Annotated in this window: 20 protein-coding genes and 2 pseudogenes; 16 read left to right on the top strand and 6 right to left on the bottom strand. The window is 68.7% G+C overall.

Annotated elements, in window-relative coordinates:
- Positions 1–170: 170 nt before the first annotated feature.
- From NM961_RS04505 to NM961_RS04435, 15 genes are all read left to right on the top strand, one after another.
- Positions 171–620, top strand: a complete 450-nt coding sequence (locus NM961_RS04505; RefSeq protein ID WP_255911798.1) for an SUF system Fe-S cluster assembly regulator — start codon at positions 171–173, stop codon at positions 618–620.
- A 20-nt stretch (positions 621–640) separates the two neighbouring features.
- Positions 641–2,080, top strand: coding sequence for a Fe-S cluster assembly protein SufB (gene sufB, locus NM961_RS04500; RefSeq protein WP_255911787.1), 1,440 nt, complete (start codon positions 641–643; stop codon positions 2,078–2,080).
- 98 nt (positions 2,081–2,178) lie between these two features.
- Positions 2,179–2,946, top strand: coding sequence for a Fe-S cluster assembly ATPase SufC (gene sufC / locus NM961_RS04495; RefSeq protein WP_255911786.1), 768 nt, complete (start codon positions 2,179–2,181; stop codon positions 2,944–2,946).
- Positions 2,943–4,322, top strand: a complete 1,380-nt coding sequence (gene sufD / locus NM961_RS04490) for a Fe-S cluster assembly protein SufD (protein WP_255911784.1) — start codon at positions 2,943–2,945, stop codon at positions 4,320–4,322. Before sufC ends, sufD begins: the two co-directional genes overlap by 4 nt.
- Entirely contained in the window at positions 4,319–5,545 is a 1,227-nt protein-coding gene (locus NM961_RS04485; protein WP_255911782.1) for a cysteine desulfurase, read from the top strand. The genes sufD and NM961_RS04485 overlap by 4 nt, the downstream gene beginning before the upstream one ends.
- A gap of 4 nt (positions 5,546–5,549) precedes the next feature.
- The gene (gene sufU / locus NM961_RS04480; RefSeq protein ID WP_255911780.1) at positions 5,550–5,996 is read left to right on the top strand and encodes a Fe-S cluster assembly sulfur transfer protein SufU; all 447 of its coding nucleotides are present in this window, start codon (positions 5,550–5,552) and stop codon (positions 5,994–5,996) included.
- Positions 5,993–6,547, top strand: a complete 555-nt coding sequence (locus NM961_RS04475) for a GNAT family N-acetyltransferase (protein WP_255911778.1) — start codon at positions 5,993–5,995, stop codon at positions 6,545–6,547. The genes sufU and NM961_RS04475 overlap by 4 nt, the downstream gene beginning before the upstream one ends.
- A gap of 10 nt (positions 6,548–6,557) precedes the next feature.
- The gene (locus NM961_RS04470; protein WP_255911776.1) at positions 6,558–6,881 is read left to right on the top strand and encodes a Rieske (2Fe-2S) protein; all 324 of its coding nucleotides are present in this window, start codon (positions 6,558–6,560) and stop codon (positions 6,879–6,881) included.
- A gap of 330 nt (positions 6,882–7,211) precedes the next feature.
- Positions 7,212–7,832, top strand: coding sequence for a PepSY-associated TM helix domain-containing protein (locus NM961_RS04465; RefSeq protein WP_255911774.1), 621 nt, complete (start codon positions 7,212–7,214; stop codon positions 7,830–7,832).
- Between the two features lie 16 nt (positions 7,833–7,848).
- A complete protein-coding gene (locus NM961_RS04460; RefSeq protein WP_255912200.1) occupies positions 7,849–8,382 on the top strand; it encodes a DUF2271 domain-containing protein in 534 nt (177 codons plus the stop codon).
- A gap of 19 nt (positions 8,383–8,401) precedes the next feature.
- Complete coding sequence (locus NM961_RS04455; protein ID WP_255911771.1) at positions 8,402–9,208, top strand: DUF4198 domain-containing protein; 807 nt, start codon at positions 8,402–8,404, stop codon at positions 9,206–9,208.
- Positions 9,209–9,287: 79 nt separating this feature from the next.
- On the top strand, positions 9,288–10,280 hold the full coding sequence (locus tag NM961_RS04450) for an FAD:protein FMN transferase (RefSeq protein WP_255911769.1): 993 nt from the start codon (positions 9,288–9,290) through the stop codon (positions 10,278–10,280).
- A gap of 37 nt (positions 10,281–10,317) precedes the next feature.
- Positions 10,318–11,934 (top strand): flavodoxin domain-containing protein, encoded by a 1,617-nt coding sequence (locus NM961_RS04445; RefSeq protein WP_255911766.1) that lies wholly within the window; start codon positions 10,318–10,320, stop codon positions 11,932–11,934.
- A 326-nt stretch (positions 11,935–12,260) separates the two neighbouring features.
- A complete protein-coding gene (locus NM961_RS04440) occupies positions 12,261–14,723 on the top strand; it encodes a TonB-dependent receptor (RefSeq protein ID WP_255911764.1) in 2,463 nt (820 codons plus the stop codon).
- 200 nt (positions 14,724–14,923) lie between these two features.
- Positions 14,924–15,610, top strand: coding sequence for a Fe2+-dependent dioxygenase (locus NM961_RS04435; RefSeq protein WP_255911761.1), 687 nt, complete (start codon positions 14,924–14,926; stop codon positions 15,608–15,610).
- 470 nt (positions 15,611–16,080) lie between these two features.
- On the opposite strand, the pseudogene NM961_RS04430 reads toward NM961_RS04435, so the two are convergent.
- The 4 genes and pseudogenes from NM961_RS04430 to NM961_RS04415 all read right to left on the bottom strand — a co-directional run bounded on the left by NM961_RS04430 (position 16,081) and on the right by NM961_RS04415 (position 18,268).
- A pseudogene (locus NM961_RS04430) lies at positions 16,081–16,207 on the bottom strand.
- Between the two features lie 51 nt (positions 16,208–16,258).
- Positions 16,259–16,714 (bottom strand): annotated as a pseudogene (locus NM961_RS24275) (HutD/Ves family protein); the annotation flags it as partial.
- 38 nt (positions 16,715–16,752) lie between these two features.
- Positions 16,753–17,220 (bottom strand): SET domain-containing protein-lysine N-methyltransferase, encoded by a 468-nt coding sequence (locus NM961_RS04420; RefSeq protein WP_255911748.1) that lies wholly within the window; start codon positions 17,218–17,220, stop codon positions 16,753–16,755.
- Positions 17,221–17,263: 43 nt separating this feature from the next.
- On the bottom strand, positions 17,264–18,268 hold the full coding sequence (locus NM961_RS04415; protein ID WP_255911746.1) for a polyprenyl synthetase family protein: 1,005 nt from the start codon (positions 18,266–18,268) through the stop codon (positions 17,264–17,266).
- A 177-nt stretch (positions 18,269–18,445) separates the two neighbouring features.
- On the opposite strand from NM961_RS04415, the gene NM961_RS04410 reads away from it, so the two are divergent.
- The gene (locus tag NM961_RS04410) at positions 18,446–19,444 is read left to right on the top strand and encodes a formylglycine-generating enzyme family protein (RefSeq protein WP_255911744.1); all 999 of its coding nucleotides are present in this window, start codon (positions 18,446–18,448) and stop codon (positions 19,442–19,444) included.
- A gap of 16 nt (positions 19,445–19,460) precedes the next feature.
- Here the strand turns inward: NM961_RS04410 and NM961_RS04405 are convergent, their stop codons facing one another.
- Together NM961_RS04405 and NM961_RS04400 are read right to left on the bottom strand one after the other, a co-directional pair.
- The gene (locus NM961_RS04405; protein WP_255911742.1) at positions 19,461–20,096 is read right to left on the bottom strand and encodes a response regulator; all 636 of its coding nucleotides are present in this window, start codon (positions 20,094–20,096) and stop codon (positions 19,461–19,463) included.
- An 85-nt stretch (positions 20,097–20,181) separates the two neighbouring features.
- Positions 20,182–21,993 (bottom strand): beta propeller repeat protein, encoded by a 1,812-nt coding sequence (locus NM961_RS04400; RefSeq protein ID WP_255911740.1) that lies wholly within the window; start codon positions 21,991–21,993, stop codon positions 20,182–20,184.
- Between the last annotated feature and the right edge of the window lie 17 nt (positions 21,994–22,010).

Raw genomic sequence — 22,010 nt, 5'->3', positions numbered from 1 at the left:
GCCCAGCCAGGCAAGAACTCGATTCCGGCCCGCGCACAGGCCGGAGATCGTGGTGGAGCCCGGCCTGACGGCCGGGCTTTTTTCGTCCGCGCCGCGCCGCTGCGGTGTCGAATTGACCTGCCGCAGTGCAAAACCGTACCATTTCGGTACGCTTTTGCCCGGCCTTTCCCATGCTTCGCGTCAGCAAGCTCACCGATTACGCCACTGTAGTCATGACCGTCCTGGCCGAAGCCGGCAGCGACGTGCTCAGCGCCCAGGTGCTGGCGGAGCGGGCGCGGCTGGAGATCCCTACGGTCTCCAAGCTGCTCAAGCAGCTGGTGCACGCGGGGCTGGTCGAATCCTTCCGCGGCGTCAACGGCGGCTACCGCATCGCGCGCAGTCCCGAACTCATCTCCGTCGCCGAGATCGTCGTCGCCATGGAAGGGCCCATAGGCATGACCGAATGCAGCGTCACCAGCGGCCTGTGCGGGCACGAGCATCACTGCGGCGTGCGCGGCAACTGGCAGCGCATCAACCAGGCGATCGCCGAGGCCCTGGCCAGCGTGACCCTGGCCGACATGACCAAACCGCCGGGGCCCAAGCGGCCCGTACCGACGCCGCTGCGCGTCGCCCTGGCATGAACAGTTGACTAGGCAGCCCCATGGCCACCGAACGCAATGACATCGAAGAGGCACTGAACCGGCGCTACGAAGCCGGCTTCGTGACCGACATCGAAACCGAATACCTGCCGCCCGGCCTGTCCGAGGACGTGATCCGCCAGCTCTCGGCCAAGAAGCACGAGCCGCAGTGGATGACCGACTGGCGCCTCGAAGCCTACCGCCACTGGCTGACCATGCCGGTGCCGGAATGGGCCAAGCTCAAGATAGGTCCCATCGATTTCCAGTCCATCAGCTACTACGCCGCGCCCAAGGCCAGGCCCAAGTCGCTGGACGAAGTCGATCCCAAGCTGCTGGAAACCTACGACAAGCTCGGCGTGCCGCTGCACGAGCGTGCCAAGCTGGCCGGCGTGGCGGTGGATGCGGTGTTCGATTCGGTTTCGGTCGGCACCACCTTCCGCAAGGAACTGGCCGCCGCCGGCGTGATCTTCTGTTCCATGTCCGAGGCCATCCAGGAACATCCCGAGCTGGTGCGCAAGTACCTGGGCTCGGTGGTGCCGGTGGCGGACAACTATTTCGCCGCGCTCAACTGCGCGGTGTTCTCCGACGGCTCCTTCGTCTTCATTCCCAAGGGCGTGCGCTGCCCGATGGAGCTGAGCACGTATTTCCGCATCAACGCCATGAATACCGGCCAGTTCGAGCGCACCCTGATCGTGGCCGAGGAAGGCAGCTACGTCAGTTATCTCGAAGGCTGCACCGCGCCGCAGCGCGACGAGAACCAGCTGCATGCCGCCGTGGTGGAGCTGGTCGCGCTGGACGACGCGCAGATCAAGTATTCGACGGTGCAGAACTGGTATCCCGGCGACGAGAACGGCATCGGCGGCATCTACAACTTCGTCACCAAGCGCGGCGACTGCCGCGGTGCGCGTTCCAAGATCTCCTGGACCCAGGTCGAGACCGGCTCGGCCATTACCTGGAAATATCCCAGCTGCGTGCTGCGCGGCGACGATTCCAGCGGCGAGTTCTATTCCGTCGCGCTGACCCACCACGCGCAGCAGGCCGACACCGGCACCAAGATGATCCACCTGGGCCGCAACACCAAGTCCAAGATCATCAGCAAGGGCATCAGCGCCGGCCGCGGCCAGAATACCTACCGCGGCCTGGTGAAAGTGGAAAAGGGTGCCGAAGGCGCGCGCAACTACACCCAGTGCGATTCGCTGCTGATCGGCAAGAAATGCGGCGCACACACCTTCCCCTACATCGAGGTCAAGCACCCCAGCGCGATCGTCGAGCACGAGGCCACCACCTCCAAGATTTCCGATGACCAGCTGTTCTACTGCCGCTCGCGCGGCCTGGGCGAGGAAGACGCGGTGTCGATGATCGTCGACGGCTTCTGCAAGCAGGTGTTCAAGGAACTGCCGATGGAGTTCGCGGTGGAGGCCAAGAAACTGCTGGAAGTGTCGCTGGAAGGCGCGGTGGGCTGAGCACGCCGCTGCGTCGCGGCACCGGGCGCGTACGCCGGGTTGCTGCCGCCCTTTGCAATACATGTCGCGGGCCTGGGCCCGCTGCCACGGAAAAGACCATGCTGAAGATCGAAAACCTCCACGTCCGCGTCGCGGGCAAGGAAATCCTCAAGGGCCTGAGCCTGGACGTGAAGCCCGGCGAAGTGCACGCCATCATGGGGCCCAACGGCGCCGGCAAGTCCACCCTGGGCAATGTGCTGGCCGGCCGCGAAGGCTATGAGATCACCGCCGGCACGGTCGACTTCGGCGACAAGGACCTGCTGCAGCTGGAGCCGGAGGAGCGCGCCGCCGAGGGCCTGTTCCTGGCCTTCCAGTATCCGGTGGAAATCCCCGGCGTGAACAACACCTATTTCCTCAAGGCTGCGCTGAATGCCCAGCGCAAATACCGCGGCCAGGCGGAACTGGATTCGATGCAGTTCCTCAAGCTGGTGCGGGAAAAGCTGCGCGTGCTGCATATCTCCGACGAACTGCTGCACCGCGCGGTGAACTCGGGCTTTTCGGGCGGCGAGAAGAAGCGCAACGAGATCTTCCAGATGGCCCTGCTGGAACCGCGCCTGGCCATCCTGGACGAGACCGACTCGGGCCTGGACATCGACGCGCTGAAGATGGTCGCCGAGGGCGTCAACCATATGCGCAGCCCGGACCGCGCCTTCATCGTCATCACCCATTACCAGCGCCTGCTCGACTACATCGTGCCGGACTTCGTCCACGTGCTGGCGGAAGGCCGCATCGTGGAAAGCGGCGACAAGAGCCTGGCGCACAAGCTGGAAGAGCACGGCTACGCCTGGCTGGACGAGCGCCGCGTGCCGGAGCGTTCCGCCGTATGAGCGCGCCGCTGCTGCAAAGCCTGGAACAGGGATTTGCCGGACTGCCGCCCGCCGCCGTGCAGGCTGCGCAACTGGGCGAGGTGCGTCGCGCCAGCTTGGCCGCGGCGCTGGGCGACGGCCTGCCCGGCGCGCGCGCGGAGCGCTGGCGGCATACCTCGCTGCGGGCGCTGGAACGGCGCACGTTTTCGCCGCTGGCGGCGGCGGACGAGTCGCTGGTCGCGGGCCTCGCCCGGCAAATAGCCGACACCGCGCCGGCCGGCGCGGACGAGATGCCCGCCTGGTTGCAGACCCTGCGCCAGCTTTCCGCGCAGCGCGTTCCGCGCCTGGTCTTCGTCAACGGTACCTTCGCGCCGGCGCTGTCGCAACTGCACGGCCTGCCCGCGGAGGTCCGCTTCGAGCCGCTGTCGCAGGCATTGGCCGATCCCGCGCGCGATCCGCGCGAGCTTGAATTCCTGGCGCGCCGTTTCAACGCCGCCGACGAGACCTTCGCCCGTCTCAATGCCGCGTTTGCGCTGGACGGCCTGCTGCTGCGCGTCCCCGCCGGCGTGCAGTGCGCGCAGCCGGTCGCCCTGGTGATGCTCGGTGCAGCGGCCGAAGGCGACCGGGCGCTGCATCTGCGCCATCTGGTCGAAGTGGGCGAGGGTGCCAGCCTGGATTTGCGCGAATACCAGTTCGCCGCAACGGCCCAGGCCAACCTGTGCAACAGCCTGGTCCATGTGCACCTGCGCCGCGGCGCGCGCCTGGAACACCTGCGCGTGCAGGCCGAGGATGCCGACGCGGTGCTGTTGGCCCGCACCGATGCAGTGCTGGCCGGCGAGGCCGACTACGGCCGCACCGATCTGGAACTCGGCGCCGTGCTGTCGCGGCACGAACTCAACGTCTCGCTGCAGGGCAGCGGCGCGCGCCTGCGCAGCAACGGCGTGCTGCTGGCCGACGGCAGGCGTCATCTGGATACGCGCCTGGGCGTGGATCATGCCGCGCGCGACACCGCCTGCGAGCTGACCTGGCGCGGCCTGGGCGCTGGCCGCGGCCGCGCGGTGTTCCACGGCGGCATCCTGATCCGCGCCGGCGCCGATGGCACTTCGGCGCAGCTGTCGAACAAAAACCTGCTGCTGTCGCCGCATGCGGAGATCGACACCCAGCCAGTGCTGGAAATCCACGCCGACGAGGTCAAGGCCAGCCACGGCGCCACAGTAGGCCAGCTCGATCCCGCCGCGCTGTTCTACCTGCGCTCCCGCGGCGTGCCCGAGGCGCAGGCGCGCCGGCAGCTGACGGAGGCGTTCTGCCGCATCGTGCTGGACGACCTGGCCGACACGGCGCTGCGCGAACAGATCGACGCGCTGCTGGCGCAGCGCCTGGCCGGAGTGGGCGCATGAGCGGCGCATTCGATCCCGAACTCTGGCGCCGGGATTTCCCGGTGCTCAAGCGGCAGGTGCACGGCAAGCCGCTGGTGTATTTCGACAATGCCAACACCGCGCAAAAGCCGCAGGTGGTGATAGACGCGGTCGAGGGCTATTACCGCGACTACACGGCGAACGTGGCGCGCGCGGTGCACAGCCTGGGCGAACAGGCCACCGCCGCCTACGAAGGCGCGCGCGACAAGCTGGCGCGCTTCCTCAACGCCGGCAGCCGCGACCAGCTGGTGTTCACCAGCGGCACCACCCAGGCCATCAACCTCGTCGCCTACAGCTATGCGCTGCCGCGCCTGCAGCCTGGCGACGAGATCCTGGTCACGCAGATGGAGCACCACGCCAACATCGTGCCCTGGCAGCTGGTCGCCGCGCGCACCGGTGCTACGGTCAAGGCCGCGCCGATCACGCCCGAAGGCGAGCTGATGCTGGACCGTTTCGAGGCCATGCTGACGCCGGCGGTGAAGCTGGCCGCGGTGGCGCATGTGTCCAACGTGATCGGCACGGTCAATCCGGTGGCGCAGATCGCCAGGCTGTGCCGCAGCCGCGGCGTGCCGCTGCTGGTCGACGGTTCCCAGGCCTGTCCGCACCAGCGCGTGGATCTGCAGGCCATAGGCTGCGATTTCTACGCCATGACCGGGCACAAGCTGTTCGGCCCCACCGGCACCGGCGCGCTGTGGGCCAGGCGCGAACACCTGCAGGCCATGCCGCCGTTCTTCGGCGGCGGCGAGATGATCCGCACGGTCAGCTTCGACGGCACCGTATTCGCCGATCCGCCGCACAAGTTCGAGGCCGGCACGCCCAACATCGCCGGTTTCATCGGCCTGGGCGCGGCGGTGGACTACATCGAAGGCATAGGCCTGGAACGCATCCAGGCCTATGAAAGCGAGCTGCTGGCCTATGCGACGGATGCGCTGCTCGGCGTGCCCGGCCTGCGCCTGTTCGGCCGCGCCGCGCACAAGGCGGCGGTGCTGTCCTTCCTGGTCGAAGGCGTGCACGCGCATGACCTGGCCACGCTGCTCGATCACGAAGGCGTGGCGGTGCGCTCCGGCCACCATTGCGCCCATCCGCTGATGCAGTTCTTCGGCGTGCCGGCGACGGCGCGCGCCTCGCTCGCGTTCTACAACACCCGCGAGGAAGTCGACGCCTTCGTGCGCGCGCTGGACAAGGTGCGCAAGCTGCTGGCTTGAACCCATGAGCGCGCCGGCCCTGTACCGCGATATCGTGCTCGAACACCACCGCGCGCCGCGCAACCACGGCGCGCTGGCCGGGCATACCCACGCCGCCGACGGCGTCAACGCGCTGTGCGGCGATTCGCTGCGGCTGGAACTGCGCCTGGATGCCGGCCGCATCGCCGAATACCGCTTCCGCGGCGAGTGCTGCGCCATCTGCACGGCGACGGCTTCGCTGCTGGGCGAGCGCGTGCTGGGCCTGGATGCGGCCGCGCTGGCTCCGCTGCAGCAGGCCTTCGAGGCGCTGCTGCGCGGCGAGGCCGCCGCGCCCGGACTGGGCGGCCTGGCTGCGCTGGGCGAGCTGGCGCGCTACCCTGCGCGACGCAAATGCGCCCAGCTGGCCTGGGCCACACTGAGCGCCGCCCTGGCCGGCCAGGCGCGTACGACTACCGAAAAGGACCCTGCATGAGTGCCGTAGCCGAATCCACGCCCGTCACCTTCCGCGCCGCCGCGACGGCGGATGTTCCCGCCATCGTCAGCCTGGTCGAATCCGCCTACCGCGGCGATGTGAGCAAGCAGGGCTGGACCACCGAGGCGGATTTCCTCGACGGCCAGCGCACCGATCCGGATTCCGTCGCCGATCTGATCAGCCGCAGCCACAGCCGCGTGGTGCTGGCCGAACGCGGCGGCCAATTGCTGTGCTGCTGCCATGTGGAGCGGCTGCAGCAGGACGGGCGCAACATCGGCTATTTCGGCATGTTCGCAGTCGATCCCGGCCTGCAGGGCGGCGGTGTCGGCAAGCTGGTGCTGGCCGAGGCCGAGCGCATCGCCAAGGTGGAATGGAACTGCGAAGAAATGCAGATGACCGTCATCACCATCCGCGACAGCCTGATCGCCTGGTACGTGCGCCGCGGCTACGTGCGCACCGGCGTGCGCAAGCCCTTCCCGTACGGCGATGCGCGCTTCGGCATTCCCAGGCGCGACGATCTCGAATTTGAAGTGCTGGCCAAGGCGCTCTGACCCGGCCGCCATGAGCGAGAACTGGATCCGCGTCTGCAGCCGCGCCGAACTGCTGCCCGGCGAATACCGCATCGCCTGGGATGGCGACGTGGCCATCGCCGTGTTCAATATCGACGGCGAGCTGTACGCGGTCGAGGATGTCTGCACCCACGACGGCGGCGAGCTGGCCGGCGGCCCCGTCCATGGCTATGAGGTCGAATGCGTGCGCCACGGCGCACGCTTCGACCTGCGCACCGGCGCGGTGACCTGCCCGCCGGCCTACGAGCCGATCGCCAAGTTTCCGGTGAAGGTGGAAGACGCGGCGGTGTTCACGCGCGACGATCGCTGGGATTGACGCCGCTGCGGTGCCGGCGCCGGATCTGCCGCCAAGGTATCCGGGCGCGGCTGCGCCGGTTTGTCCCCGAGCCGCAAGGTGCGGCATGGATTGCTGCAAACCACAGGCCCTGGCTGGCCCGGGCGTACGGTTGTCGCGCCGGACGCCGCGCTGCGCCGGCGGGGAACCGCTGCCGTTCCTTGCGGCGCCTCTGCGGTCCCCTTGCCGGGCCGGCGGCTGCCGGCAGGATGCAAGGCGGCCTGAATTGAGACTGATTCTCATTTGTGCTGTAATCGCGGCCCTCGCGCCACCATCCGGCGCTTTCCGTCCGATTCGAGCCGTCCGACTTCCATGGCCAATGATCCGCAACGCCGCGCCTGGTGGTTGAAGACGCTGCATCAATGGCACTGGATTTCCTCGGCGGCCTGCCTGATCGGCCTGCTGCTGTTCGCCTTCACCGGCATCACCCTCAACCACGCCAGCCAGATCGGCGCCGTCCCGGTGGTGACCAACCGCAAGGCCGAGATTCCCGCCGCCCTGCGCGAGGCGCTGGCGGCGCGCGCGGTCGAGGGCAAGGCCGTGCTGGACGAGGAACTGGCGCAGTGGTTCGCCAGCGAGCTGTCGCTGCGCATCGCCGGCGCCGAGGCCGAGTGGAGCCCGGGCGAGATCTACGTCTCGCTGCCGCGGCCCGGCGGCGACGCCTGGGCCAGCGTGGATCTGCATAGCGGCGCGGTCGAATACGAGCGCACCGACCGCGGCTGGATCGCCTGGCTCAACGACCTGCACAAGGGCCGCAACACCGGCCCGGCCTGGACCTGGTTCATCGACCTCTTCGCCGTCGCCTGCCTGGTGTTCGCCATCACCGGCCTGTTCCTGCTGCAACTGCATGCGCCGCGCCGGCCGGCCACCTGGCCCATGGTCGCGCTGGGGCTGGTGATTCCTTTTGTACTTGTACTTTTGTTCATTCATTGACGAGGTTGCCATGCGGATGAAGCTTCGACTTTCCTGCGCGCTCAGCGCGCTGCTCGCCGGCACGGCCAGCGCGGCCGATCTCAACGTCGGCCTGGAGGTGCCCAGCCTCGACGTGGCCGAATATCACCGGCCCTACGTGGCGGTATGGGTGGAGCGCGAGGACAACAGCGTCGCCGCCAACCTGGCCGTGTGGTACCAGCAGAAAGCCGGCAAGGACGCCGCCAGCGGCAAGCAGGAACAGGGCAGCAAGTGGCTGGCCGACCTGCGCCAGTGGTGGCGCCGCGCCGGCCGCACGGCGACGCTGCCCATCGACGGCGTCAGCGGCGCGACGCGCCCGGCCGGCGTGCACAAGCTCAGCTTCAACGACAAGCAGCCCCAGCTCGCCGGCCTCAAGCCGGGCAAGTATTCGCTGGTGGTCGAGGCCGCGCGCGAAGTCGGCGGCCGCGAGCTGCTGCGCATCCCGTTCCAGTGGCCGCCGGCCGTGCCCGTCCATGCCGACGCCAAGGGCGAAGTCGAACTCGGCACCGTCTCGCTCGATCTCGCTCCCTGATCACCACAGGACCGCACCCATGAAAAAGACGCTCTCCCTGCTCGCCGCCGTGCTTGCCGTTTCCGCCGCCGGCACGGCGCAGGCGCACAAATCCTGGCTGCTGCCCTCGGCCACCGTGCTGACCCAGGACCAGTGGATCACGGTCGACGCGGCCGTCTCCAACGACCTGTTCTACTTCAACCATGTGCCGGTGCGCCTGGACAACCTCGTCATCACCGCCCCGGACGGCAGTGCGGCGATGGCGGAAAATCCGTTCACCGGCAAGTTCCGCTCCAGCTTCGACCTGCACCTGGACAAGAACGGCACCTACAAGATCGCCGTGGTCAACGCCGGCCTGTTCGCCAGCTACGACCTCAATGGCGAGAAGAAGCGCTGGCGCGGCAAGCCGGAAGACCTCGCCAAGGAAATCCCGGCGGATGCGAAGAACGTCGAGATCACCCAGTCCAACGGCCGCATCGAAACCTTCGCCACCGCCGGCGCGCCCAACGACACGGCGCTGAAGATCAGCGGCAAGGGCCTGGAAATGACGCCGGTCACGCACCCGAACGATCTGTTCGCCGGCGAGGCGGCCAAGTTCCGTTTCACCCTGGAAGGCAAGCCCGCGGCGGATCTGAAAATCGAGATCGTTCCCGGCGGCAGCCGCTGGCGCAATGCGCAGAACGAAATCAACCTGACCACCGACAAGAACGGCGAGATCAGCGTGACCTGGCCGGCCGCGGGCATGTACTGGCTGGAGACCTCGGTGCAGGACAAGAACGCGACCATCCCCAAGGCCACCGCGCGCCGCGCCAGCTACGTCGCGACGTTCGAGGTGCTGGCGCAGTAAGCGCGATGTCCGCACAGCGCCGTCGCTCTGCCTCCCGTCACCGCAGGCTGCCGCGCGCCGCCGGCGCGGAGCCGCGCGCATGAGCCTCAAGCCCTTCGCGCGGCGCTTCCTGCCGCGGCGCCTGCTGGCCTGGCCCGTGCGTGCCTGGGAAGGCACCAGCATGGGCACGTCCTGGTCGGTCAAGGCCTGCGCCCGGCGCAAGCTGGCGCCGGCGCCGGTGCGTGCGGCGATAGAGGCCGAACTGGACCAGGTCGACCGCCAGATGAGCACCTGGCGCGAAGATTCCGACCTGAGCCGCTACAACCGCGCGGCGGCGCAGACCTGGGTGGAGCTGCCGGCGGACTGCTATCACGTCGTCGGCACCGCGCTTGCCGTGGCGCGCGAAACCGACGGTGCCTACGATCCCACCGTGGGCCGCCTGGTGAACCTGTGGGGCTTCGGCCCCGACGGCGAGCGCAAGGCGCCGCCCGAAGCCGCCGCCATCGCGCGGGCGCAGCAGCACTGCGGCTGGCAGCGTGTGCGCAGCGACGATGCGCGCCGCGCGCTGTGGCAGCCCGGCGGCGTGCTGCTGGATCTTTCCGCCATCGCCAAGGGCTTTGCGGTGGACAAGGTCTGCAACCGCCTGCATGAGCTGGGCGTGCACGATTACCTGGTCGAGGTCGGCGGCGAACTGCGCGCGCGCGGCAGCCGCGCCGACGGCAGGCCCTGGTACGTTGCCATCGAATCTCCCGAACGCACGACCGACATGCCGCTGGTCGGCGTGCTGCGCGACGGCGCCATCGCCACGTCCGGCGACTATCTGCGTTTCTTCGACAGCGGCGGCCGGCGCTATTCGCACACCATCGACCCGCGTACGGCGCAGCCGGTCGCCCACGATCTGGCCGCGGTCAGCGTGCTGCACGCGGAAACCATGCTGGCCGATGCCTATGCCACTGCGTTCAGCGTGCTCGGCGCCGAACACGGCCTGGACTTCGCCCAGCGCAAAGGCATCGCCGCGCGTTTCGTGCGCCGCGCGGAGCAGGGGCTGAGCGTGGCCGAATCGTCCACCTTCGCGCGCTTCCGCTGCGCATGAGCGGATCCTGCGGGGTTTTCTTCCGGGAGCGCCGCCCGTGAACGCAGCTCGCCGCGACACTTCCCGGCGCGCGCTGCTCGGCAATGCCGCCGTGCTGGCCGTGCTCGTGCTTGTCGCCCTGTGGCTGCTGGGACTGCAGCGCAGCGAGATCGTCTGGCGCGATCCCGGCCCGCAGCGCGTATTCGGCGCGCTGGGCGTGGTGCTGGCCTATGCCGGTTTCTGCCGCTGGCTGCGCCGGCGCCGTTTGCGCGCCGCGGCGGCGCTGCCGGCTGCCATCGCGGGCGATACGATCAGTGTGGTCTATGCCACCCAGACCGGCACCGCCGAGAGCCTGGCCCGGCGCACCGCGGAACTGCTGCGAGACGCCGGCCGCGGCGTGCGTCTGCTGGGCCTGGACCAATGGGATGCGCAGCAGGCGGCTGGCGATGTGCTGTTCGTGGTCAGCACCTACGGCGAAGGCGATCCGCCCGACATGGCTGCGGGTTTCGCCCGGCGCAGCCTGGACCGGACCGCGCCGCTGGCCGGCCTGCGCTACGGCCTGCTTGCCCTGGGCGACAGCGAATACGTGAACTTCTGCGGCTTTGGCCGCCGTCTTGATGCCTGGCTGCGCCACCAGGGCGCACAGGCCTTGTTCGATCGTATCGATGTGGACAATGCGGATGCCGGCGCCCTGCGCCACTGGCAGCACCAGGTCGGCGTGCTGGCCGGCAGCACCGACCAGCCCGACTGGTCCGCGCCGCGCTACGCATCCTGGCAACTGGACCGGCGCGAGCAGATCAACCCAGGCAGCGTCGGCGGCGGCTGCTATCTGATCGGCCTGACCGCGCCGGCTGGCGAAGCCGCGCACTGGGAGGCCGGCGATGTGGCCGAGATAGGCCCGCATCATGCGCCGGCCGAAGTACTGGCCTTGCTGCAGCGCCTGCGCATTGACGGTGATGAAGTGCTGGCCGATGGCGAAACCGTCGCTGCGCGCCTGGCGCGCAGCCAGTGGCCGGACCCGCCTGCACCCGGCGCGCTGCCGCTGCGCGAATGGCTGGACCGGCTCAAGCCGCTGCCGCATCGCGAATATTCCATCGCTTCGATTCCCGCCGACGGCCGCCTGGAACTGCTGGTGCGGCAATGGCGGCGCGAGGACGGCAGTCTGGGCACGGGCTCGGGCTGGCTGACCGCGCATGCTGCCGTCGGCGGCACGGTGGACCTGCGCCTGCGCCGCAATGCCCAGTTCCATGCGCCGGCCGGGGACTGTCCGCTCATCCTGATCGGCAACGGCACCGGCATCGCCGGCCTGCGCGCCCTGCTCAAGGCGCGCATCGCCGCCGGCTGCCGGCGCAATTGGCTGCTGTTCGGCGAACGCAGCCGCGCGCACGATTTCTTCTTCGCCGACGAGATCCAGGCCTGGCAGGCGCAGGGTTGGCTGGAGCGCGTCGATCTCGCCTTCTCGCGCGACCAGGCGCAGCGCATCTACGTGCAGGACCGCCTGCGCGAAGCCGCCGCCGCCGTGCGCGACTGGACCGCCGCCGGTGCCTGCATCTACGTCTGCGGCCGCTTGCAGGGCATGGCGCCTGCGGTGGACGCGGAACTGCGCGCCGCGCTGGGGACTGCCCTGCTGGAGCAGCTGGCGGAGCAGGGACGCTACCGCCGCGATGTGTACTAGGGCCTGATTGCGCCGCCGCGCGCCTGCACCCGGCCCGGCGTTTCACGGGCAGATCCGCGCGCGCTCCGATCACGTCATCCCGATTGCCGCCCGGTGCGAACCACACCGGTCTGATCCACCGGGCCGGGTCTCGATACCGCTGAGAGAACTGTTGCGAATCATTCTTATTTACTGTTAAAGTCTTGTTGATGGCCTTGCTGCCGCGCCGGCTTTGCGGCGCGCCACAGGCCGGCCAGGGGACATCCACCTCGCCCACATTTGCATGCCGCCCGCGCCGCGCGCGGCGGCTGCGCCGACTGCCCCATCCAAAGACTCAGGGAAGTACCATGTCGAATTCGTCGTACATCCGCTCCGCCGCCACCACGCCGCCGCGTCTGCTGACCACGGCCCTGGGCTTGGCCCTGGCTGCCGCCGCGCCGCATGCGTTCGCCGAAACCGCCGCGGCCGAAACCGCCGCCGCCGATGCCGGCAGCGCCGTTTCCGCCGACGCCGTGACCGCGCCCGACGTGGCCGACGGCCGCCGCGGCCGCGACACGACTTCGCTGGATGCGGTCGATGTGACCGGCGTCGCCGTCAAGGAAGCGTCCTCGCCCAAGTACACCGCGCCGCTGCGCGATACGCCGCAGACCATCGAAGTCGTGCCGCAGGAAGTCATGGCGCAGCAGAACCTGCTGTCCCTGCGCGACGTGCTGTCGACCCTGCCGGGCATCACCTTCGGCGCCGGCGAAGGCGGCGGCGGCTTCGGCGACAGCATCAACCTGCGCGGCTTCGCCGCCAGCAACGACATCCAGGTGGACGGCGTGCGCGACAGCGCGCAGTACTCGCGCAGCGACACTTTCAACCTGGAGCAGATCGAGGTCGTCAACGGCGCCAGCTCGGTGTATTCGGGCGCGGGCTCGGTCGGCGGCACCATCAACCTGGTATCCAAGGCCGCGCGCGAAGGCGACTTCACCAATCTCGGCGCCGCGGTCGGCACCGATTCCTACGCCCGCGTCACGCTGGATTCCAACCAGATGATCGGCGACAGCGTCGCCGTGCGCGTGAACCTCATGGGCCACCGCAACGACGTGCCGGGCCGTGATGTCGAGGAAATGAAGCGCTGGGGCTTCGCCCCGTCCATCGCCTTCGGCCTGGGCAGCGACACCACCTTCACCCTGAGCTACCTGCACCAGCGCGATGACAACACGCCCCAGTACGGCGTGCCGTATTTCTTCGCCGGCAACCGCGGCTTCACCCTGCCGGGCGATTTCGATCCCAGCACCTACTACGGCTACCGCAACGTCGACACGCAGGAAATCGAAATCGACTCGTTCACCGCCGTGCTGAACCACACCTTCAGCGACAGCCTGAGCCTGCGCAATTTCACCCGCGCGCAGGAGGTCAACCAGTTCCTCATCGTCGATCCGCCGCAGGGCACCTTCTGCCTGGCCAACAACCGCACGCCGACCGGCGCCAGCTGCGAAGTGACGACCACGCCGGTGACCGGGCAGCCGCCGGTGACCATCGTCGTGCCGATCAACACCTACATGCCCAGCGGCCCGCGCGGCAATGTGCGCGACACCACCAATCGCCTGCTGATCAACCAGACCGACCTGACTGCGAACTTCAACACCGGCGCGGTAGAGCACACCCTGGTCGGCGGCTTCTCGCTGATGCATGAATCCTATGCGCTGGACGGCAGCTCCGAATTCCGCAATCCGGACGGCAGCAATCCTTATCTCGCGCCCAACCACCTGCCGTTCACCGATCCGTACCGTCCGGACACGCTCTACACCGGCCCGCGCAACCGCACCCTGACCAGCAAGGTCGACGGCGAACTGGACAACGCCGCCGTCTACGCCTTCGACACGCTGAAGTTCAGCGAGCAGTGGCAGGCCAACGTCGGCATGCGCTACGAACACAACGAAGGCAGCAGCACCACCTACAACGTGGCCAACGGCGCGGTCACCAGCGCAGCGCCGCCGGCCAAGAACAGCGACGACATGTTCTCCTACCGTGCCGGCCTGGTGTTCAAGCCGGTGGAAGCAGGCAGCATCTACTTTGCCTACGGCAATTCCAAGACGCCGTCGAAGGCTTCGGTCAATGGATCCTGCACGCAGAACGCGAGCCCGACGGCCGGCACCAACAACTGCAATGTTGATCCGGAATCGGCGATCAACTACGAACTCGGCACCAAGTGGGAGTTGCTCGACCAGCGCCTGTCGCTGACCGCCTCAATCTTCCGCAACGAGCGCGAGAACTACCGCGTCAGCGATCCGAACAACATCGGCGAAAACCCCAGCGGTGAACAGGTGCTCGACGGCAAGGCCCGCGTCGACGGCGTCATCCTCGGCGCCAGCGGCACCATCACCAAGAACTGGGCGGTGTACGCCAACTACACCTACCTCGACAGCGAAGTGCTGCAGGGCGTGTCGGACAAGGCTGCCGCCGCCGGCGCCGACTACACCCGCGGCGACGATCTGGTCTCGGTACCCAAGCATTCCTTCAATGCCTGGACCACGCTGGACGTCGGCCAGTGGCAGTTCGGCTACGGCGTGAACTACCAGGGCGAGTTCTATCTGAACCAGCACAGCGAAACCAACCGCAACGGCCCGCTGGCCAAGTCCGACGACTACTGGACCCACCGCGCCATGGCCGCGTGGAACGTCAACCGCGACCTGCGCCTGCAGCTCAACATCAACAACCTGTTCGACAAGGAGTACTACACCCGCATCCGTACCTCGGCCAATGGCTGGGCGACGCCGGGCGAAGGCCGCCAGGTCACCGTGCAGGCCAACTACGCCTTCTGATCCACGCGCTGCTTGTGGCAAATGCCGCCGCAGGGACGTGGCGGCACTTTCGGGAACTGCGACGGCCGGGCCTCACGCCTGGCCGTCGTGCTGATTGTCCGCGGCAAAGGCTGCCGGCGAAGGCGGCTTGACGTCGATCAAGCGGGCTGCCGCAGGCGCTGCGCTACCATGCACACTCCTTCCATCCAGGCTCCACGTCCATGCTGCTGCACGTCGCCAATGTCCTGAGCCCGGCCGAAGTCGGTGAATTCCGCGCCCGGCTCGACGCGGCCGACTGGGCCGATGGCCGCATCACCGCGGGCTATCAGTCGGCCAGGGCCAAGCACAATCTGCAGCTGCCGGACGATCACGCGGTCGCGCGCGAACTGGGCGCGGTGATCCTCGACCGCCTGCAGCGCCATCCCACTTTCATGGCCGGCGCGCTGCCCCGGCGCATCTTCCCGCCGCTGTTCAACTGCTACCGCGAAGGCCAGTCCTTCGGTTTCCATGTGGACAATGCGGTGCGCTATCCGCGCACCGGCGAGGACCGCAGTCCGCTGCGCACCGATCTTTCCGCCACGCTGTTCCTCAGCGGGCCGGAGGAATACGACGGCGGCGACCTGATGATCGAGGACAGCTTCGGCACCCACAGCGTGAAGCTGCCGGCCGGCGATCTGATCCTGTACCCGGCCAGCAGCCTGCACCAGGTGCTGCCGGTCACGCGCGGTGCGCGCGTGGCTTCGTTCTTCTGGATCCAGAGCCTGGTACGCGACGAAGGCGAGCGGCGGCTGCTGTTCGACCTGGATGTGTCGATACAGCACCTGACGCGGGACAGGCCGGAGGATCCGGCGCTGATCCAGCTGGTCGGCGTGTATCACAACCTGCTGCGGCGGTGGTCGGAGACCTGAGCAGCGTGCCCGGGGTGCTGTGGTTGTTGGTTTTCTTGTGGAAATTGTGGTGAATGTGCTGTGGGTGGAGGCGTTGAGGACTGGTGCGTTGAGGATGAATGCGCCGTGGGTGGGGGCGTCGAGGATGGGGGCGCCGAAGCCGGAAGTGCCGAATACGGATGTGCCGGGGATGGCTGTGCCGAGATGCGCTGCGGTCGGCTTCGTCGCAGTGCCCGAGGTTTCCGGCAAGCGGAACCGCCGCGTTCCCGTGAGAAGAGGCGGAAAACTCCCTCTCCCCCGGGCTGCGCCGGGAGCGGGTTGGGGATGAGGGGCGACGATCAACGCGCCTCGTCGTTTGGATTTTTCCGAAAAACTTCAGCGCTTGAAGATCCGGCGAATACCAGATTGCCCAGTGATCTGACGCGCCGCCTCTTTACCTAGCTCGCTCCCCAAGTGCGTTCGTGCTGGGGATCGGGCTTTTCCCGGCTGCGTGCCGGGGGCGGGATTCGGAATTGGCCCCGGACCCGGCAACCGCGAATCCGCGCTCGGGAATGTCCCGGCCCGTCCCGTTGCCTTTCAACCCAGCCTGGTCAACTTGACCAGCACCAGTTCCCCGGCCCCATTGAGCACCAGCGGCGAAGAACCGCCCGCGTCGAATTCGACGACCAGAGTTTCGCCGGCCTGGGCCGCAGGCACTTCGGGCCGGTCGTTGAAGGCGGCATGGCCATTGGCCACATGGACCAGCCAGGTCGTGCCTGCGGCCGGAAACAGCAGCTGCGCGCCGACGATGGGGCGGGCCAGCAGTTCGGCGCTGTAGCGGCCGCGGCGCACCATTACGTTGAAATCCCGCGTGGGGCCGTCGAGCAGGTGGCAGCTCACCGGCGCCTCGCCGGGGAAGGCATGCTTCTGGTAGCGCCGCTCCAGGCTCACGGAGGCCTCGGTGCCTATCAGCAGTTCCACGCCGCCGCCGTCGAGCAACATCAGCTCGCGGTCGATTCCGGGAAAGATGGAAAAGTCGCCGTCCTGGGCGATCTCGGCGATGGAGATGCGCCAGTCGAAGGCTTCGCCCTCGGCCGGGACGCGCGCGATCTCGGTGGTGATACCGCCGCCGTTCTTCCAGGCCATGCGGCGGTAGTCGTGGGCGCGCAGCAGGTGCAAGGTAGTCATCGGCGCTCCAGCAGGGCGTGCAGCTGTGCAGTAGAGGTGGCCAGACTCTCTTCCCAGCTGAAGCCGACGATGGGCGCGCCGGTGCTTGTGTCGGGGAAATCCTCGGCCTGGCCGGGTGCGAGCAGGTGGCGGTAGTCGACGGTCACTTCGGTGCCCGGCGCCAGGTCGCGCAGGGCGAAGACGAAGCCCAGGTGCCACAGCCCGGTCGGGTCGAAGGCGTGGTTGATATAGCACTCGTCCGGCCATTCGGGCGTGACGGTGTAGCGGTCCTCGAACCAGCGCACGGTCGAGGGCAGCAGCTGGGCCGCGTCGGGGCGCCGGGCGATTTCGTCGAAGCGGAATACTTCGGGGATGGCGTCGGGTGCGGTGATCAGGCGGCCGCGCGCGACGTGTTCGGCGACGAACAGGCCCTTGCCGGCGCCGGGGATCAGCGAATCGGCGATGTGGTAGCGCGGCAATATCATGCCGGCGGCACCGCGGCGGCGCGGCCGGCGGCGGTGCCGGCCATCAGTAGGTCCGGTCCACGGCGTAGCGCGCCAGCGACTCCAGCGCATCGCGCGCGGGCGAGGGCGGCAGCACCTGCAGGTTGCTGCGGGCCGCGTCCGCATAGCCCAGGGCCTTGGCGCGGGTCAGTTCCAGCGCGCCCGAGTCGCGGATCGCGGCGATGACGTTGTCGAGCGAGTCCAGCCCGCCGGATTCGATCGCCCGGCGCAGGCTCTGCGCCTGTTCCGGCGTGCTGCGCGCGATGGCGTAGATCAGCGGCAGGGTGGGCTTGCCCTCGGCGATGTCGTCGCCGATGTTCTTGCCCAGGGTATCGGCGTCGGAAACGTAGTCGAGCAGGTCGTCGGCGATCTGGAAGGCGTAGCCCAGGTCCAGGCCGAAGCGGTACATGGCCTCTTCCTGCTCCGGCGGCAGGCCGGCCAGCACCGCGCCCAGGCGCGTGGCGGCGCCGAACAGCACGGCGGTCTTGCGCTCGATCACGCGCAGGTAGGCCGTCTCGTCGGTGTCGGCGTTGCCGATATTGAGCAGCTGCAGCACCTCGCCTTCGGCGATGGCGTTGGTGGTGTCGGCCAGAATCTGCATCACGCGCAGGCGCTCCAGCTCCACCATCAGCTGGAACGAGCGCGAGTACAGGAAATCGCCGACCAGCACGCTGGCCGCATTGCCCCACATGGCGTTGGCGGTCTTGCGGCCGCGGCGCAGGTCGGATTCGTCGACCACGTCGTCGTGCAGCAGGGTCGCGGTATGGATGAATTCGATCACCGCGGCGAGCTGGATATGGTCGCTGCCCTGGTAGCCCGCGGCGCGCGCCGCCAGCAGGTGCAGCATGGGACGCAGGCGCTTGCCGCCGCCGCCGATGATGTGGGCCGAGATCTGGTTGATCAGCACCACGTCCGAGGCCAGCCGGCCGCGGATCAGGTTGTCCACTGCCTGCATGTCGGGACGGGCCCGTTCCTGCACGGCGGCGAAATCGGGAAGGGCGGACGACAGGGCCGTGGCAGCGCTGGGCATCGGTGGGCGTACTCGGACGGAACTTAACGGGATTATAGCGGGCCGGTGACACGGTACGCCGGCCTGGGCCGTGCCGGCGCTTCTGCGGCGATTCGCCGCGGCGCGATGTTCGCTTCGGCCGCGCCGGCGCATTGGATCCGGGGTAGCGCAAACCGCGCCCGCAGCCGGAGGGTTCCCATGCGTCCGATCCCGTCCATGCATCGCCGCCGCGTGCACTGCGCCCGGAACGGCTTGGCCGCACTGCTGCTGGCCGCCGCTGCCGCCGCCCCGGCCGCACGCGAGTTCCGCGATACCCTGGCCGATGGCAGCCCGGGGCCGGTCCTGGTCGAAGTGCCTGCCGGACGTGTTCGGCTGGGCAGCCCGGACAGCGAGGCCGGCCGCCGGCCGGCCGAAGGGCCGGTGCACGAGGTCAGCGTCGGGGCCTTTGCGCTGGGGCGTACCGAAGTGAGCCGCGGCGAATTCGCCGCCTTCGTGCGCGCGACCGGCTACGTCACCGACGCCGAGCGCGACACGCCGGTGCCGGACAAGAGCGATACCTACGGCTGCTTCGTGCCTGTCGGTTCGCTCAAGCCCGAATGGAAGCGCGGCAGCAGCTGGCGCGCGTTCGGTGTCGCCCAGGACGACCGCCATCCGGTCGCCTGCATCAGCTGGAACGATGCCCACGCCTATGTGTCCTGGCTGGGCCGCGCGACCGGCAAGGCCTACCGCCTGCCGACCGAGGCCGAGCAGGAATATGCCATCCGCGCCGGCAGCACCACGCCCTGGCCCTGGGGCGAGAATCCCGACGGCGGCTGCCGCTTCGCCAACGGCGCCGACATCAGCGGCAGGGCTTATGCGCGCAGCGCATTCGGCGTGGTCTCCACGGTCATGTTCGCGTCCAGCCATTGCGACGACGGCCATGGCGCGACCGCTCCGGTGGCCAGCCTGGCGCCGAATGCGTTCGGCCTCTACGACACGGTCGGCAATGTGTCGGAATGGAGCGGGGACTGCTACATCCCTTACGCGCGCCAGCTCGCCGGCGAACGTCCGGCCGCGGTGGCCGATTGCGTGCGCTACGCGATCCGCGGCATGGCCTGGAGCGACGAGCCGGTCTGGCTGCGCTCGGCGATACGCATGCTGCTGCCGCGGACCTCGCGCTATCACAACGTCGGCCTGCGCGTGGCGCGGGACCTGTGAGCCCTGCGCTGGCGGGCTATGGCGCCGCCAGGCTGCGCGCGTACAGCGCCGCCTGCAGCCGGTCGGCGGCCTTGATCTTGGGGAAGATCTGGCGCAGGTAGCTCTTGACCGTGCCCTCGGTCAGGCCCAGCGCCTGGGCGATGCGCTTGTTGCTGAGGCCGCGGCCCAGCAGTTCCAGCACATCGCGTTCGCGCGGCGTCAGCGCGCTGGCCGGTTCCGGCGCCTGGCGCAGCAGTTGCAGCACGCGGCCCTGCAGCGGCGGGTGTATCCAGTTGTTGCCGCCGAGCACGGCGCGCACGGCGGTGAGGATTTCCTCGCGCCGGGCGTCCTTGAGCACATAGCCGGAAGCGCCGGCGGCGAGCACGGCGCGCACTTCCGCATCGACGAAGAAGCTGGTCAGGATCAGGATGCGCAACTGCGGATGGCTGGCGCTTAGCGCACGCACCGCGGCCTCGGCGGCCAGGCCCGGCATGCGCAGGTCGAAGGTGGCCAGGTCCACCGGCGTATGCGCGACGAAGGTCAGGGCTTCCTCGGCCGAACCGACTTCGCCCACCACGTGCAGGTCGGGCTCGGTATCCAGCAGCGAACGTATGCCTTCGCGCACCACGGCGTGATCGTCGACGAGCAGGATGCGATGCACGGGCTGGTTCATGGGCACGGTTTCAGGATGCATGGAAGTGCGGCCGCGCCGCTTGTGCCGCCGCAGTATAGCGGCGGCGCAGGCGCGGCCCGGCAGGTCAGAGGACCGGCAGCGCGCGGTAGAACACGCTTTCGCGCGCATGCACCTGGCCGGAGATCGGATCCAGCGGATCTACCGGCTGGGTCAGCTGCTCGCGCGAATCGCCCCAGACCGAATGCACGGTGCCGGCATCGACGCTGATGCCGGCGTAGTCGCCCAGCGAGGTGCAGGCACCCTTGAGGCGGTTGTAATGGGTGGTGCGGTAGGGGTTGGCGGCATCCGCCAGCGGCGTGTTGCTGGGCGCCAGGGTCGAGGGGGCGTCGGAAAGCTGGCGGATATTGCGTAGCGGGAAGCTTTCGCCGCGGTCGTTCGACTGGGCCAGGCGGCGCACGATGCTGCCGTCGGGGAGCTGCGCATAGTAGGAAATGTGCACTTCCTGCGGCTGCGCGGCGACGAAGGCGTTGCGGGCGGGGCGGTTGCGGCCCAGGGCGATGGCCGGCATGACCTGGCGCGCATCGGCCGGGCCGCTGGTATCGACGATCTGGGCGGGACTCCAGGTGGCGCCGCCGTTGCGCGAGCGCAGGTAGTGGATGCGCGCGCCCGACTGCGGATCGCCGAAGGCGGTGCTGGTGGAGTTGGACCAGGCCAGGTGCAGGCTGCCGCGCGAGGCCGCCAGCGCCGGTTGCAGGTTCACCCGCGTCGCATGCTGGTAGCGCGGCGCGCCGCTGGCCGAGCCGCCGAGGTCGGTGCCGGCATGCAGGGTGAGCAGGGTATTGGGTACGTAGAAGACCTGGCCGTCCGGCCCCTGCTGCGCGAACGCGCCGCACTCGGTCGCGGTACCGGGCTGGGTCACCGGATAGACCTCCGCATTCGGCGCTCCCGGCACATGGAACGTGACCGGGCGGAAGGTTTCGCCGCCGTCGTCGGATTCGTGTATGCGCAGATAGTCCTGCGCCACGAAGCCGAACTGCAGGAAGGCGATGTAGACCTTGCCGTTGCTGGGGTCGGTGGTGACCATGGGGAACTGCACCACGTTCTGCGGATTGGCCAGTTCCGGATCCGGCTCCGGCGCAAACACCGTGCTCACGGTGAAGTTGCGCCCGCCATCGATGGAGCGGGCGAAGCGCAGCACGCTGGCGCCGCTGCTGTCGTCGAAGGAAACCCAGGTCAGGTAGACATTGTCGCGCTGCGGCCGGCGCGGATCGCGGCCTACCGCCAGCCAGCTCTTGTCGACGCGGCCGCTGCTGTCGACCGGGCCCGCGGCGCCGAAATCGCGGCCGCCGTTGAGCGATTTGTTCACGGTGACAGTGCGTTCGCCCGCGGCCGATACGCCAATGCCGCCGACATAGAAATTGCCGTTGCGGTCCACATCGACGCTGCCGAAGCCCAGCGTGGCCGTGCTGCCCGGCAGCGGCGGCAGGTAGGCGCTGGTCCAGCTGTGGCCGCCGTCGCGGGAATGCGAATAGGCCAGCTGGTAATTGCGCACGATGGACAGGCTGCTGTTGGGCGTGCGCTCGATCCGCGCGCCGGAAGCGCTGTGCACCGAGACCAGGTCGGAACCGTAACTCGCGATGGTGCCCTCGGCCACGCTGGTGTGGACGAAGGGCCGCGTGCCGGCAAAGGTCTGGATGCTGTCCAGCGCGGGCTGGCTGATACGCCGGTCGCTGGCGCGCCGCGGCAGCGGCGGCGGCACCAGGGTGGTCTGCGGCGGCACGTCGGCTTCGGCGTTTTTCAGCGCCGGTGCGGCGACATCGTCGCGGATGCTCAGAGGGAGTCCGGCCTTGGCGATCTGGCCGGCGACCGGCGGCGCGGCGCCCGCGGCGGCGCTCAGGGCCAGCAGGCTGGTGCAGAGGGCGAGGGTTGGCTTCATGGGAAGGTTCCTGATGG

Source organism: Tahibacter harae (assembly GCF_024437735.1).
GTDB lineage: Bacteria > Pseudomonadota > Gammaproteobacteria > Xanthomonadales > Rhodanobacteraceae > Tahibacter > Tahibacter harae.
This window is presented reverse-complemented; position numbering and strand designations above follow the sequence as displayed.